Raw genomic sequence first — 14,034 nt, 5'->3', positions numbered from 1 at the left:
CCGCGGGCCGCCCAAAACACCCCACACCCCCGACACACATCGACGCCAAACAAACCAAAACCCCCCGCGACAAAACAAAAACGGCGCCCACCGGCCGCCGCAACCCCAAAAACACCCCCCCTCACTTCCTAGCCAGCAGCACCAACAAAGCCCCGGTCCCCCCCTGCGCCGCCGGCGCGGAGTGAAAGGCCAGCACATCGTTGCGCTGCCGCAGCAGCCGATCCACCAGGTTCTTCAGCACCGGCACCCCGCCATCGGACTGCATGCCCTTGCCGTGGATGATCCGCACGCACCCGAACTCGTGCGCGTGCGCCTCCAGCAGGAACTGCCGCAGCATCGCCTCGGCCTGCGCCGCCGTCGCACCGTGCAGGTCCAACTCGTCCTGCACCGAGAACTGCCCCTTGCGCAGCCGCTGGAACAAGCGCGCCGGCAACTGCTCGCGCCGGTAGCTCGCCGTGTCGCCGGCCTCCAGCGGCGCGCTGTCGCGCAGCAGCCGCGCGAACTCGCCCTGCGCTTCGGCCTCGTCGCGCTCGGCCATCCGTGCGCGCGGGCGCGGGCGCGGCTTTTGCGGCGCATCGGCCTGTGGCTGGCGGATCGGCTTCACCTCGCCGATCGCCGCGCGAAACAGCGCCGCGTCGTCCTGGTCTTCGTCTTCGGAATGCGACATGCGCACAGCGTAGCCTGCGCCGGCGTTCGCGCAAATGGCGACCGGCGGCCGGCAAGCACGTGGATGCATCCGGTATCATGGGGCGGCTTTTCGAGGAGTCCCATGCGCGTACTGGTTAGCAACGACGATGGTGTCGACGCCCCCGGCATCAAGATTCTCGCCGAACATCTGCGCGGCGCCGGCCACGAGGTGATGGTGGTCGCGCCCGACCGCGATCGTTCCGGCGCCAGCAATTCATTGACGCTGGACCTGCCGATCCGCACCAAGCGCATCGACCATTACACCTGCAGCGTCGCCGGCACGCCCACCGATTGCGTGCACCTCGCGCTGACCGGCATGCTGGACTACGACCCGGACATCGTCGTCTCCGGCATCAACAATTCCGCCAACCTGGGCGACGACGTCATCTACTCCGGCACCGTCTCGGCCGCCATGGAAGGCCGCTTCCTCGGCCTGCCCGCGGTGGCGGTCTCGCTGGTCACCCACAAGCACGACGCGCGCCATTACGAAACCGCCGCGCGCGCCGCCGTGCAGATCGTCGCCCGCCTGGCCGCCGACCCGTTGCCGGCCGACACCATCCTCAACGTCAACGTGCCCGACCTGGCCTGGGACGAGGTGCGCGGCTTCGAGACCACCCGCCTGGGCAACCGGCATCGCTCCGAAGCCTGCCTGCCGCAGGTCGATCCGCGCGGCAACACCGTGTACTGGATCGGCCCGGCCGGCCCCGAGCAGGATGCCGGCCCCGGCACCGATTTCCACGCCGTGCGCACCGGCCATATCTCCATCACGCCGATCCATGTCGACCTCACGCGCTACCAGGCGCTGGAGAAGGTCGCCGGCTGGGTCGGCGGGCTCACCGCCGCCATGGACGAGGCCGGCGAGGGGCTGGCGTGACCCCGCGCCTGCGCCTGCAGCCGGAAGCGGTCGGTATCGGCATGACCTCCCAGCGCGTGCGCGACCGCCTGGTCGAGCGCCTGCGCGAGGCCGGCATCGGCGACGAGCGCGTACTCAATGCGATCCGCACCGTGCCGCGCCACCTGTTCATGGACGAGGCGCTGGCCTCGCGGGCCTACGAGGACACCGCGCTGCCGATCGGCCACGGCCAGACCATCTCCCAGCCCTGGGTGGTGGCGCGCATGACCGAGGCGATCCTCCAGGTCGAACCGAAAAAGGTGCTGGAAGTGGGCACCGGTTCCGGCTACCAGGGCGCCATCCTCGCCGCGCTGGGGCTGGAAGTGCATACCGTGGAGCGCATCGGCGACCTGCTGCGGCAGGCGCGCAAGCGCTTCCGCCAGCTCGGCATGAACGTGCGCAGCAAGCACGACGACGGCCGCATCGGCTGGCCGGAGCACGGCCCCTACGACGCCATCGTCGTCACTGCCGCCGCGCCGGCGCTGGTGGATGCGCTCATCGACCAGCTCGCCCCGGGCGGCCGCCTGGTCGCGCCGGTCGGCGGGCCGTCCTCGCAATCGCTGGTGCAGCTCAGCCGCGACGCCGAAGGCGGCATCGCGCAGGAGGTTCTGGCGCCGGTCACGTTCGTGCCGCTGCTGTCGGGCATGCTGGACTGAATCCCACGGACGAGACGCGATGAAGATATTCGGGCCCCTCTATGACCTGGCGATCCGCTGGTCGCGTCACCGCCGGGCCCCGGGCCTGCTGACCGGGCTGAGTTTCCTGGAAGGCTTCATCTTCCCGGTGCCGCCGGAGGTGATGCTCGCGCCGATGTCGCTGGCGCAGCCGCGCCGCGCGATGTGGTTCGCCACGCTCAGCCTGCTGGGCTCGCTCGGCGGCGCGATGGTGGGCTACCTGCTCGGGCACTTCGCCTTCGCCGCGCTGCACCCGCTGATCGAATGGCTGGGCTGGAGCGCGAAGATCGACGAGCAGGTCGCGCACCTGCGCGCCGTGGTGGCCGAATCGCCCTGGCGCGCGTTCTGGTTGCTCGTGCTCGCCGGCTTCACCCCCATTCCGTTGAAAATCTTTACCTGGGCCTCGGGCGTGGTCGGCGTGCCGATCCTGCCGTTCCTGGCGAGCATGGCGGTCGGCCGCGGCAAGCGGGTGTACCTGGTGGCCGGTGCGATCCGCCTGGGCGGCGCGCGTGCCGAGGCGGCATTGCATCGCTGGATCGAGCCGGTAGGCTGGCTGGCCAGCCTGGTCCTGGTCGGCTTGGCCGGTTGGGTGATTTGGAGAGCGAAATTCGGATGAGCATGAAGCGCATGGGGACGATGGCACGTCCGTGGATCGTCGCGATGGCCGCGCTGGCGCTGGGCGCCTGCGGTACCGCCACGGTGGTCAAGAAGAATGGCGCGGGCGGCGGCGGCGGGTCGGTGCCGCGCACCTCGGTCGCGCGCCCCGGCGCCACGGTGACCATCAACAAGGGCGACACGCTGTACGCGATCGCCCGCCGCACCAACGTCAGCCCGCTGGACCTGGCGGCCTGGAACAACCTGTCCTCGCCGGACACGATCTATCCCGGCCAGACGCTCAAGCTCTATCCGGGCGGCGGCGCCGTGGCCTCGCGTCCGGTGCCGGCCAGTGGTGGCGGCTCGGCGGCTGCGCCGGCCGTGTCGCGCCCGGCGCCGGTGGCCCCGACGCCCACGCCGGCGGCCAGCGGGTTCAGCTGGCGCTGGCCCGCGGACGGCGTGGTGGTGGGCAACTTCGTCGCCGGTGAGACCACCAAGCAAGGCATCGACATCGGCGGCAGCAACGGCCAGGCGGTGAAGGCGGCGGCCGACGGCGTGGTGGTGTATTCGGGCTCGGGCCTGGTGGGCTACGGCGAGCTGATCATCATCAAGCACAACGAGCAGTGGCTGTCGGCGTATGGCCACAACCGCAAGCGGCTGGTCAACGAAGGGCAGGTCGTGAAGGCCAGCCAGCAGATCGCCGAGATGGGCCGCAGCGGCGCCACGCGCGACATGCTGCACTTCGAGATCCGCTACAACGGCAAGCCGGTCGATCCGCTGATCTACCTGCCGAAGAAGTAAGGCGGGGCCAGCCGCGCGGTCGCGGAAAGCCGGCGCGTCGTGCGTGCCGGCCGTGGCGACGGCGTCATTCCCCTCCGGTGGCGGAAGGGTCTAGGGAGCGCGCTCCAGGATCATCGCCAGCACCACCTTGCGGCCTTCGGCGGCCAGCACGTTGTAGGTGCGCGCGGCGGCATCGTTGCCCATCGCTTCCAGGCCGATCCCGCGGGTGAGGCAGGCCGCCAGCACCGCCGGTTCCGGGAAACCCTGGCGACTGCCCGTGCCCAGCAGCACCAGGGCCGGCGCCAGGGCCAGCACCGCGTCCATGTCCTCGGGCTGCAGGGTAGCCAGGTCGGCCACCGGCCAGTCCTCGACCAGCCGGTCGGGCGCCAGGATGAAGCTGCGCGACAGCACCCGGTCGTTGACCTTGGCGTGGCGGCCGTCGGCCGCGCGCAGGGCGAATTCGTAGTCGGGGCGGTCTTCGCTCAGCTGCATGGCGGCAGGTCTCAGCCGCGCGGCAGCACGATCTGGCGCTTGTCCTTGCTCGGCCGGTACAGCACGGCCACGTGGCCGATGCGCTGCACCAGGGCCGCGCCGGTCTGGCCGACGATCTCCTCGATCATCGCGTCGCGGCTTTCGCGGTCTTCCGCGGCGACCTTCACCTTGACCAGCTCATGGCGTTCCAGCACCTCGTCCAGCTCGGCCACGAACGCCGGGGTGACCCCCTTGCCGCCGGTCTGCAGCAGGGCCTTGAGATCATGGGCCATGCCACGCAGGAAACGGTTCTGGGCGGAGGTAAGCGCGGTAGACATGCAGGTCGAACGGGAAGCCAAGGGGGTTCAGGGTATCATGGCCGGCCCTGTTGACCTTCCAGACCATGGCCTCCCGCAGCAAGAGCAGCCAACGTTGGCTCAAGGAGCATTTTTCCGATCCGTTCGTGAAAAAGGCCCAGTCGGAGGGCATGCGCTCGCGTGCCGCCTACAAGCTCGAGGAGCTGCTGGCGCGCGACCGCCTGCTCAAGCCGGACATGGTCGTGGTCGATCTCGGCGCCGCGCCCGGCGGCTGGTCGCAGCAGGTCCGCAAGCAGATGGGCGACCGTGGCCGCGTGCTGGCGCTGGACATCCTGGAGATGCCCCCGCTGGCCGGGGTCGAGTTCCTTCATGGTGACTTCAGGGAGGAAACCGTCCTATCGCAGTTCGAAGCGATGTTGGGCGACCAGCCGGTGGACCTTGTACTGTCGGATATGGCCCCCAATAAGAGCGGCATGGACGCGGTGGACCAACCGCGGATGATGCATCTGGCCGAACTGGCGATGGATTTCGCCGACCACCACCTCAAGCCGGGCGGCGCGTTCCTGATCAAGCTGTTCCAGGGCGTGGGTTTCGATGAATACGTCCGCGAGCTGCGCCGCCGCTACGACAAGGTGTCCATCCGCAAGCCCGAGGCCTCGCGCAAGCGCTCGCCGGAGGTGTACGCCCTGGGGCAGGGCAAGCGGGCCCAGATCAAGTAAGCTGCCCCAGACAATCGCGAACCGCCGTACATAGAGAGCCAGAGAGGGACACCGGAGCCAATGAGGATGAACGACTTGACCAAGAATCTGCTGTTGTGGGTGGTGGTCGCCGTCGTGCTGATGGTGGTGTTCCAGAGCTTCTCGCCACGCACGGCGGGCGGTGCGGGTGAAAGCATCAGCTACACCCAGTTCCTGCAGGATGTGGACAACGGCCGCATCAAGCTGGTGGAAATCACCGACGACACCACGCTGACCGCCAACTCGATCCGCTACACCCGCACCGACGGCACCCAGGGCACGCTGTTCGGCCCGGCCGACGACAAGCTGGTGGACGTGCTGTACGCGAAGAAGATCGAACTCAAGCGCGACAAGCCCAGCAACGGCATCAGCTGGGCGGCGATCCTGTTCAATTTCCTCCCGGTGATCCTGATCATCGGCTTCTGGCTGTTCATCATGCGCCAGATGCAGGGCGGCGGCGGTGGCGCCAAGGGCGCCATGTCCTTCGGCAAGTCGCGCGCCAAGCTGCAGGGCGAGGACCAGGTCAAGATCACCTTCGCCGACGTGGCCGGCTGCGACGAGGCCAAGGAAGAGGTCGGCGAACTGGTCGACTTCCTGCGCGACCCCTCTAAGTTCACCAAGCTGGGCGGCAAGATTCCGCGCGGCGTGCTGATGGTCGGCCCGCCCGGTACCGGCAAGACCCTGCTCGCCAAGGCGATCGCCGGCGAGGCCAAGGTGCCGTTCTTCTCGATCTCCGGCTCCGACTTCGTGGAGATGTTCGTCGGCGTCGGCGCCAGCCGCGTGCGCGACATGTTCGAGCAGGCCAAGAAGCACGCGCCGTGCATCATCTTCATTGACGAGATCGACGCGGTCGGCCGCCACCGCGGCGCCGGCCTGGGCGGCGGTCACGACGAGCGCGAGCAGACCCTGAACCAGCTGCTGGTGGAGATGGACGGCTTCGAGGGCGGTGAGGGCGTGATCGTCATCGCCGCGACCAACCGCCCGGACGTGCTGGACCCGGCGCTGCTGCGCCCGGGCCGCTTCGACCGCCAGGTCGTGGTCGGCCTGCCGGACGTGAAGGGCCGCGAGCAGATTCTGCGCGTGCACATGCGCAAGCTGCCGCTGGCCGACGACGTGGAGCCGATGGTCATCGCCCGCGGTACGCCGGGTTTCTCCGGCGCCGATCTGGCCAACCTCGCCAACGAGGCGGCGCTGTTCGCCGCGCGCGAGAACGCCAAGGAAGTGCGCATGGACCACTTCGACCGCGCGCGCGACAAGATCCTGATGGGCGCCGAGCGTCGCTCGATGGCGATGAGCGAGGACGAGAAGACGCTCACCGCCTACCACGAGGCCGGCCACGCCATCGTCGGCCGCCTGGTGCCCGAGCATGACCCGGTCTACAAGGTCACCATCATTCCTCGCGGCCGCGCGCTGGGCGTGACGATGTACCTGCCGGAAGGCGACAAGTACTCGATGAACCGCGTGGCGATCGAGTCCCAGCTGTGCTCGTTGTATGGCGGGCGCGTGGCCGAAGAGCTGATCTTCGGCGAGGACAAGGTCACCACCGGCGCTTCCAACGACATCGAGCGCGCCACCAAGATGGCCCGCAACATGGTCACCAAGTGGGGCCTGTCCGACGAGCTCGGCCCGGTGGCCTACGGCGAGGAGGAGGACGAGGTGTTCCTGGGCCGTTCGGTGACCCAGCACAAGAACGTCTCCGACGAGACCGCGCGCAAGATCGACGAGGTCGTGCGCTCGATCCTGGACAAGGCCTACGGCAAGACCCGCCAGATCCTCACCGACAACCTCGACAAGCTGCATGCGATGTCGCAGTTGCTGCTGCAGTACGAGACCATCGACGCGCCGCAGATCGACGCGATCATGGAAGGCCGCGATCCGCCGCCGCCGGCGGGCTGGGGCAAGTCGGGCAAGGATGGCAACGACAAGAACTCCTCGCGGCCGCTGCCGCCGATCGCCGGGCCGGCCGAGCAGGTCTGAGGCGGCCCACCGCCAGGAAGGAACGAAACGCGCCCCACGGGGCGCGTTTTTTTTGCGCGGCACGCCGTGGAGAAAATGTCGGGAAGCCCCCGATGGACGGGCCGCCATCGGCGTGGGCACACTTCATGCGCGCACCGGAGCGTGCGTGGTTCCGCCGCGGCATGGCCCGCCACCGCGCGGGCCATCGAGCCAGGCGGGCGCAAGGGGGAAGTGTTGAAGAAGATTCTCGTGGTCCTGGCGGTGCTGGCCGCCGGCAGCGCGCAGGCCGCGCCGGTGAGCATGCTCAACCCGGTGCCGTATGCGGACGGTTCGATCATCGCCGGCAAGATCAAGAGCGAGTGCAAGATCGAGGTGCAACTGGCCGAAGCGATCAAGCGCGAGGCCGCGGCCGTCGGTCGCGAGGTGGCCTTCGTGCCGGCGCCGCTCAGCGACGTGCCGGGCGAGGCGCTCAAGCTGGAGATCGCCGATGCGGTCAGCGACGGCAACGCCTGGATCGGCCACCACAAGTCGGTGACCGTGCGCGGCGCGCTGCTGCGCGATGGCGCCCAGGTCGCCACCTTCGTGGCGCGGCGCAATTCGCGCGGTGGCATGTGGGGCGCCTACAAGGGCTCGTGCTCGGTGCTGGACCGCACCGTGAACGCGGTCGGCGAGGACATCGCCGCCTGGCTCGCCGCGCCCAAGGATGGCGCCACGCTCGGCGACCTGGAGTGACCTGCCGCCGGCGCCGCCGCGCGGCGCCGGCCTCCCCGTAGGCAGCGGCGCGCGCGCTGCGCGACAATGGCGATCGGTTGCACAGAGATCGCCCCATGCCGTTTTCCATTCTTCGTCCGGTTCGCTCGATGGCGCGTCGTCCACGCGCGCGGAGCGCTTGATGTTCGATACCGCCCTGGTGCTGGACTGCAACGGCCGCGCGCTGCGGCTCGACCGCCCGCGGGTGATGGGCATCGTCAACGTCACCCCGGATTCGTTCTCCGATGGGGGCGCGCATGACAGCGTGGAGGCGGCGGTCGCCCACGGCTTGAAGTTGGCCGAAGAAGGGGCCGACGTGCTGGACATCGGCGGCGAATCCACCCGGCCGGGCGCCGAGCCCGTCCCGCTGGAGGAAGAACTGCGCCGCGTGGTGCCGGTGATCGAGCAACTGGCCGCGCGTACCGCGCTGCCCATCAGCATCGACACCTTCAAGCCCGAGGTCATGCGCGCGGCCGTCGCCGCCGGCGCCGGCCTCATCAACGATATCTACGGCCTGCGCGCGCCCGGCGCGCTGGATGCGGCCGCCGAACTGCGCGTGCCCGTGGTGCTGATGCACATGCTCGGCGAGCCGCGTTCGATGCAGGACCACCCTGTCTACGACGACGTCGTGGCCGAGGTGCACCGCTTCCTCGCCGAGCGCATCTTCGCCGCGGAGATGGCCGGCATCGACAAGCGCCGGCTCATCCTCGATCCGGGGTTCGGCTTCGGCAAGACCACCGCGCACAACCTGCAGCTGCTGGCCGGGCTGGAGCGCTTCGTCGAATTCGGCTTGCCGCTGCTGGCCGGGCTGTCGCGCAAGCGCAGCATCGGCGAGATCACCGGGCGCAGCGTGCCCGGCGAGCGGGTGGCCGGTTCGGTGGCCGCGCACCTGGTGGCCGCGCAGCGCGGCGCACTGTTGTTGCGCGTGCACGACGTGGCGCCGACCGTGGACGCATTGAAGGTGTGGGCGGCGATCGACGCGGTGCCCGCGCCGCGCCAGGATCGCGCCGCTGTCGCGCCGGCGATCCGCTGGCCGGACGAAGACTGATGCCGGCCGATCGCCGGCCGCGGGCGATCGCGCTGATGGGCCCGACCGCCAGCGGCAAGACCGCGCTGGCGATCGAATGGGCCCAGCGCCTGAGCGGGGAAATCGTCAGCGTCGATTCGGCGCTGGTGTATCGGGGGCTGGACATCGGCGCGGCCAAGCCGGACGCCGCGCTGCAAGCGGCGGTGCCGCACCACCTGCTGGACGTGCGCGATCCCTGGCAGACGTATTCGGCCGCCGAGTTCGCCGCCGATGCGCGCACGGCGATCGACGGCATCCTCGCGCGTGGGCGCGTGCCGATCCTTGCCGGCGGGACCGGGCTTTACTTCAGTGCGTTGCTCGACGGGCTGGCCGAGATGCCGCCGGCCGATCCGGCGATCCGCGCCGACATCGCCGCGCAGGCCGAAACCGTCGGCTGGCCGGCGTTGCATCGCCAGCTGGCCGGGATCGACCCGCTCGCCGCCGCGCGCATCCACGCCACCGACCCGCAGCGCATCCAGCGTGCGCTGGAGGTCCATCGCCTGACCGGAAAGCCCATCAGCCACTGGCAGGCGCAACCGGCCGGGCCGCGCCTGCCGCTGCGCGTGCTCAAGCTGGTGCTCGCGCCCGCAGCACGCGCAGTGCTGCACGAACGCATCGCGCGCCGCTTCGACGCCATGCTGGCGGAAGGATTTCTCGACGAGGTGCGACACCTGCGCGCACTGCCGCAGATGCAGGCCGTGGCCGCGCCGCTGGACCTGCCGGCCGTGCGCGCGGTCGGCTACCGCCAGGCGTGGGAGCACCTGGAGGGGCTGACCGATGCGGCCAGCTTCCGCGAAAAGGCCATTCAGGCAACCCGCCAGCTCGCCAAGCGGCAGCTGACCTGGCTGCGCGGCGAGCTGGACGCGCGCTGGTTCGACCCGGAGCGTGACGGCGGTCAGCTTGAACAGGCACTTGCCGCGTTCTTCGCCACAAAGGGTGCTGGCGTGCCGGCAACGGGCGTGTAACATCACCGTTCCGGAACCGGCTGGGGAAAGCGGGTCGACCGGGAGCATAAGAACAATAACGGAGCGTGTGCGATGTCCAAGGGGCAATCCTTGCAGGACCCTTTTCTGAACGCCCTGCGTCGGGAGCGGGTGCCGGTCTCGGTCTATCTGGTCAACGGGATCAAGCTGCAGGGGACGATCGAGTCCTTCGACCAGTTCGTGGTGCTGCTGCGTAATACCGTCAGCCAGATGGTCTACAAGCACGCCATTTCCACCGTCGTGCCGGCGCGCAATGTCCGCGTCGGGCCGGGCGGTGGCTATGTGCAGTCCAATGATGGTTCCCAGGCGGAAGATGAAGTCGAGTAATACCGGAGTTCTGCGTGTTTGACCGCTCCAAGCGAGGCGAACACGCGCTGTTGATCCAGACCCACGCCGGTGGGCCTGCCGAGGAGGATGTGCTCGAGGAGTTCGTGGACCTGGCCAAGTCGGCCGGCGCCACCGTGGCCGCGACGCTGACCGCGCGCATCGACCGCCCCAGCCCGTCCACGCTGATCGGCAGCGGCAAGTTGGAAGAGGTCAAGGCGGCGGCCGATGCGACCGGCGCCGACCTGGTGCTGGTCAACCACTCGCTCTCGCCCGTGCAGGAGCGCAACCTGGAACGGGCGCTGCAGCGGCGGGTGATCGACCGCACCGGCCTGATCCTCGATATCTTCGCCCAGCGGGCGCACAGCCACGAAGGCAAGCTGCAGGTCGAGCTGGCGCAGTTGCGCCACCTGGCCACGCGGCTGGTGCGCGGCTGGACCCACCTGGAGCGCCAGCGCGGCGGTTCCATCGGCCTGCGCGGCCCGGGTGAAACGCAGCTGGAAACCGACCGCCGCCTGCTGCAGAAGCGGGTGGAACAGTTGCAGAAGCGGCTGGAGAAGGTGGAAGTGCAGCGCACGCAGATGCGCCGCGCGCGCGTGCGCAGCGAGCTGCCGCGCATCGCGCTGGTGGGCTACACCAACGCCGGCAAGTCCACGCTGTTCAACGCGCTGACCGGCGCGGAGGCCTACGCGGCCGACCAGTTGTTCGCCACGCTGGACCCGACCGTGCGCCGCATCGCGTTGCCGGGCGGGCAGGTGATCCTGGCCGACACCGTCGGCTTCGTGCGCGATTTGCCGCACGAACTGGTGGCGGCGTTCCGTTCGACCTTGTCCGAGGCGCGCGAGGCCGACTTGCTGCTGCATGTGGTCGACGCGGCCGATCCGTTGCGCGAGGACCGCATTCGGCAGGTCGACGAGGTGCTGCAGGCCGTCGGCGCGGGCGAGTTGCCGCAGTTGCTGGTGTTCAACAAGATCGACCGCATCGAAGGCGCCGAAGTGCGCCACGATGCGCAGGACGGCGTGCCCGACCAGGCACGCCGCGAGCGCGTGTGGATCTCCGCGCGCGACGGCCGTGGCCTGGAGCTGCTGCAGCGCGTGCTGGGCCAGCGCCTGGGCCTGCAGCATGTCACCGGTTCGCTGCGCTTGCCGCCGTCGGCTGGCCGCCTGCGTTCGCGCCTGCACGCGCTGGAAGTGGTGCAGGGCGAGCAGGCCGACGAGGACGGGTGGTTGCTGCAGGTCGATATCCCCATCGCCGAGGCCGAGCGGCTGGCCGCCGGCCACGACGGCGCACCGATCCGCGCGTTGCTGCCCGAGCCGCCCGCCGAGGAATGGTGACCGCGCCGGTCGGGGCGACAGCGCTGCCGGATTGGGCTACAAAGGCAGCCATCCCCCGACCCGATCCGCCATGAGTCCCACCGATGCCGAACTGCGGCAGCTCGCCGAGCTGCTGGGAAACCAATTGCACGGCGCGCGCGAGCGCCTGGTCACTGCGGAGAGCTGCACCGGCGGCTGGATCGCCAAGGCGGTCACCGATGTGGCCGGTTCCTCGGCGTGGTTCGATTGCGGCATGGCCGCCTACAGCTACGAGGCCAAGCAGGCCTTGCTCGGCGTGCGCCCGCAGACGCTGGAAGTGCATGGCGCGGTGAGCCGGGAGACGGTGATCGAAATGGTGTCCGGCGCGCTGGTCAATTCCGGTGCGAGCATCGCCGTGGCGGTGACCGGCATTGCCGGCCCGGGGGGCGGCAGCGAGGACAAGCCGGTCGGCACCGTGTGGATCGGCTGGAAGCGGCGCGGCGGCTACGCCAAGGCCGAGGTATTTCATTTCGACGGCGACCGCGACGCGGTGCGCCGCCAGACCGTGGCCTCCGCGCTGCGCGGGTTGAGCGCGCTGCTGTGAACGCGGCGGCGCCTCGGGCCGGCCAGGGGAGGGCGCGCTGATGTGGGAGGCGCTGGGCACGGTGCGCGACCTGGGGCGGATGCAGGAGATCGCCTCGGTGCTGATCCGCTACGGCTTCGGCGACATCGTGCGCCGCATCGGCCTGGCCGAATGGCTGGAGCGCGCCGGCCGGCTGCTGCACTGGCACAACGCCGACGAGATGCTGCGCATGTCCGCCGCCACGCGCGTGCGCCGCGCGCTGGAGGAACTGGGCCCCACCTTCGTCAAGCTCGGCCAGGTGATGGCCACGCGCGTGGACCTGTTGCCGCCGGACTGGATCGCCGAGTTGAGCGAGTTGCAGAACGCGGTGCCGGCGTTGCCGTTCGCGCAGGTGCGTCCGCAGCTGGTGGCCGACCTGGGCGCGCCGCCGGAGGAGATCTTCGCGCGGCTGGACGAGCAGCCGCTGGCGGCCGCCTCGCTGGCGCAGACCCATCGTGCGTGGCTGGACGATGGGCGCGCGGTGGTGCTGAAGATTCGCCGGCCCGGCATCGGCGAGACCATCGAGGCGGACCTGCGCCTGCTGGCGCGGCTGGCGGAGCTGATCGAGGCGCATGCGCCGGACCTGCGCCGCTACCGGCCCACCGAGGTGGTGCGGCAGTTCAACGTGTCGCTGCGCCGCGAACTGGATTTCGCGGCCGAATGCCGGCATGCGGAGAAGATCGCGGCCAACTTCGCCGGCCATCCGGAGATCTTCATCCCCGCGGTGCACTGGCAGTGGACCTGTGCCTCGCTCAACGTGCAGGACTTCGTCGATGGAATTCCCGGGCGCGACCTGGCCGGGGTGGACGCGGCCGGCCTGGACCGGGTGGCGCTGGCGCGGCGCGGCGCGGGCATCGTGCTGAAGATGGTGCTGGAGGACGGCTATTTCCACGCCGATCCGCATCCGGGGAACATCTTCTACCTGCGCGACGGGCGCATCGGGGTGATCGACTTCGGCATGGTGGGGCGACTCACCGAAGCGCGGCGTTTCGAGATCGCGCGGTTGCTGCACGGCGCGGTGGAGCACGACGCCGAGGCGGTGACCGATGTGCTGCTGGCGTGGGCCGACGGCGGGCTGGACGTGGACGAAGGGCGCCTGCAGACGGACGTGGCGCTGTTCGTGGCGCAGTACCGCGGGGTGCCGCTGAAGGAGCTGCGCATCGGGCAGATGCTGGCCGACATCACCGGCATCCTGCGCGACCACTCGCTGGTGCTGCCGCCGGACCTGGCGCTGATGATCAAGGCCTTCCTCACGCTGGAAGGCATGGGGCGGCAGCTCGATCCGGATTTCGACATGGCCAGCGAGGCGCGGCCGTACCTGCAGCGGGTGATGCTCGAGCGCTTTTCGCCGGCGCAGATGTGGCAGCGCGGGCGGCGCGGGGTGGGAGGACTGCTGGAGCTGGCAGGCGATCTGCCGCGCGACCTGCGGCGGCTGCTGCAGGCGGCCAAGCGGGGGCGGTTGCAGTTGCGGGTGGAGACGGAGGCGCTCAAGGGCTTCGGCGACCAGGTCAACCGGGCGGCGAACCGGTTGACGATGGGCATCGTGACGGCGGCGCTGATCATCGGCTCTTCGATCGTGATGAACAGCATCGGCGGGGTGTCCAGCCGGTGGTTGCTGGCGATGGGGGTGGCGGGGTTCGTCGGGGCCGGGCTTTGCGGGCTGTGGATTTTGTATGCGATCTGGCGGAGTCGGTAGGGGGTGTTGTCGCGGCCCTGCGGCCGCTTTCTTCTGGGGGCGTGTTCGCGGTCGGTGGTTTGGCTGGCCTTCGATGTGGGCCGGCTTGCCGGGATCGCGGCGCGGCCTGCGGGGCCTGGGCCCTTTCGGGACACGCCGTGAATCCATCCATGGAGGCTCGTAGGCGACATCCATGTCGCCTACGGTCCCGAAA

At 69.8% G+C, this 14,034-nt stretch carries 16 protein-coding genes; 13 read left to right on the top strand and 3 right to left on the bottom strand.

The window, feature by feature from the left end:
* Window positions 1–121: 121 nt before the first annotated feature.
* The gene (locus P6166_RS17245; RefSeq protein ID WP_130319871.1) at window positions 122–667 is read right to left on the bottom strand and encodes a Smr/MutS family protein; all 546 of its coding nucleotides are present in this window, start codon (window positions 665–667) and stop codon (window positions 122–124) included.
* 102 nt (window positions 668–769) lie between these two features.
* Here P6166_RS17245 and surE point away from each other — a divergent pair, with 102 nt between their 5' ends.
* The 4 genes from surE to P6166_RS17225 are packed head-to-tail and all read left to right on the top strand — an operon-like array spanning window position 770 to window position 3,648.
* A complete protein-coding gene (gene surE, locus P6166_RS17240) occupies window positions 770–1,561 on the top strand; it encodes a 5'/3'-nucleotidase SurE (protein WP_277765663.1) in 792 nt (263 codons plus the stop codon).
* Entirely contained in the window at window positions 1,558–2,235 is a 678-nt protein-coding gene (locus P6166_RS17235; RefSeq protein ID WP_277765662.1) for a protein-L-isoaspartate(D-aspartate) O-methyltransferase, read from the top strand. Before surE ends, P6166_RS17235 begins: the two co-directional genes overlap by 4 nt.
* A gap of 19 nt (window positions 2,236–2,254) precedes the next feature.
* Window positions 2,255–2,869, top strand: coding sequence for a YqaA family protein (locus P6166_RS17230; protein ID WP_277765661.1), 615 nt, complete (start codon window positions 2,255–2,257; stop codon window positions 2,867–2,869).
* Window positions 2,866–3,648 (top strand): peptidoglycan DD-metalloendopeptidase family protein, encoded by a 783-nt coding sequence (locus tag P6166_RS17225; RefSeq protein ID WP_277765660.1) that lies wholly within the window; start codon window positions 2,866–2,868, stop codon window positions 3,646–3,648. Before P6166_RS17230 ends, P6166_RS17225 begins: the two co-directional genes overlap by 4 nt.
* A gap of 90 nt (window positions 3,649–3,738) precedes the next feature.
* Here P6166_RS17225 and P6166_RS17220 read toward each other — a convergent pair whose 3' ends face one another.
* Complete coding sequence (locus P6166_RS17220; RefSeq protein WP_277765659.1) at window positions 3,739–4,119, bottom strand: Mth938-like domain-containing protein; 381 nt, start codon at window positions 4,117–4,119, stop codon at window positions 3,739–3,741.
* An 11-nt stretch (window positions 4,120–4,130) separates the two neighbouring features.
* A complete protein-coding gene (yhbY, locus tag P6166_RS17215; RefSeq protein WP_277765658.1) occupies window positions 4,131–4,436 on the bottom strand; it encodes a ribosome assembly RNA-binding protein YhbY in 306 nt (101 codons plus the stop codon).
* A gap of 65 nt (window positions 4,437–4,501) precedes the next feature.
* Between yhbY and rlmE the strand changes: the two genes are divergently transcribed.
* The 9 genes from rlmE (at window position 4,502) to ubiB (ending at window position 13,841) form a co-directional block, all read left to right on the top strand.
* Complete coding sequence (gene rlmE / locus P6166_RS17210) at window positions 4,502–5,134, top strand: 23S rRNA (uridine(2552)-2'-O)-methyltransferase RlmE (protein ID WP_130319996.1); 633 nt, start codon at window positions 4,502–4,504, stop codon at window positions 5,132–5,134.
* A gap of 66 nt (window positions 5,135–5,200) precedes the next feature.
* Window positions 5,201–7,129 carry an ATP-dependent zinc metalloprotease FtsH gene (gene ftsH, locus P6166_RS17205; RefSeq protein ID WP_277765657.1) on the top strand — a complete coding sequence of 643 codons (1,929 nt, stop codon included), beginning with the start codon at window positions 5,201–5,203 and terminating at the stop codon, window positions 7,127–7,129.
* A gap of 213 nt (window positions 7,130–7,342) precedes the next feature.
* On the top strand, window positions 7,343–7,840 hold the full coding sequence (locus P6166_RS17200) for a hypothetical protein (RefSeq protein ID WP_277765656.1): 498 nt from the start codon (window positions 7,343–7,345) through the stop codon (window positions 7,838–7,840).
* Between the two features lie 160 nt (window positions 7,841–8,000).
* On the top strand, window positions 8,001–8,906 hold the full coding sequence (folP, locus tag P6166_RS17195) for a dihydropteroate synthase (protein WP_277765655.1): 906 nt from the start codon (window positions 8,001–8,003) through the stop codon (window positions 8,904–8,906).
* On the top strand, window positions 8,906–9,889 hold the full coding sequence (miaA, locus tag P6166_RS17190) for a tRNA (adenosine(37)-N6)-dimethylallyltransferase MiaA (RefSeq protein WP_277765654.1): 984 nt from the start codon (window positions 8,906–8,908) through the stop codon (window positions 9,887–9,889). The genes folP and miaA overlap by 1 nt, the downstream gene beginning before the upstream one ends.
* A 72-nt stretch (window positions 9,890–9,961) precedes the next feature.
* Complete coding sequence (hfq, locus tag P6166_RS17185) at window positions 9,962–10,234, top strand: RNA chaperone Hfq (protein ID WP_057644440.1); 273 nt, start codon at window positions 9,962–9,964, stop codon at window positions 10,232–10,234.
* Between the two features lie 14 nt (window positions 10,235–10,248).
* Window positions 10,249–11,565, top strand: coding sequence for a ribosome rescue GTPase HflX (hflX, locus tag P6166_RS17180; RefSeq protein WP_277765653.1), 1,317 nt, complete (start codon window positions 10,249–10,251; stop codon window positions 11,563–11,565).
* A 70-nt stretch (window positions 11,566–11,635) separates the two neighbouring features.
* Window positions 11,636–12,127: a CinA family protein gene (locus P6166_RS17175; protein ID WP_277765652.1), complete on the top strand. Its 492-nt coding sequence runs from the start codon at window positions 11,636–11,638 to the stop codon at window positions 12,125–12,127.
* Window positions 12,128–12,167: 40 nt separating this feature from the next.
* Window positions 12,168–13,841, top strand: coding sequence for a 2-polyprenylphenol 6-hydroxylase (ubiB, locus tag P6166_RS17170; protein WP_277765651.1), 1,674 nt, complete (start codon window positions 12,168–12,170; stop codon window positions 13,839–13,841).
* Window positions 13,842–14,034: the final 193 nt, after the last annotated feature.

This window comes from Stenotrophomonas sp. HITSZ_GD (assembly GCF_029543105.1).
Classification (GTDB): domain Bacteria; phylum Pseudomonadota; class Gammaproteobacteria; order Xanthomonadales; family Xanthomonadaceae; genus Stenotrophomonas_A.
The sequence above is the reverse complement of the archived record's forward strand: the minus strand, read 5'-3'. Positions and strand labels throughout refer to the sequence as shown.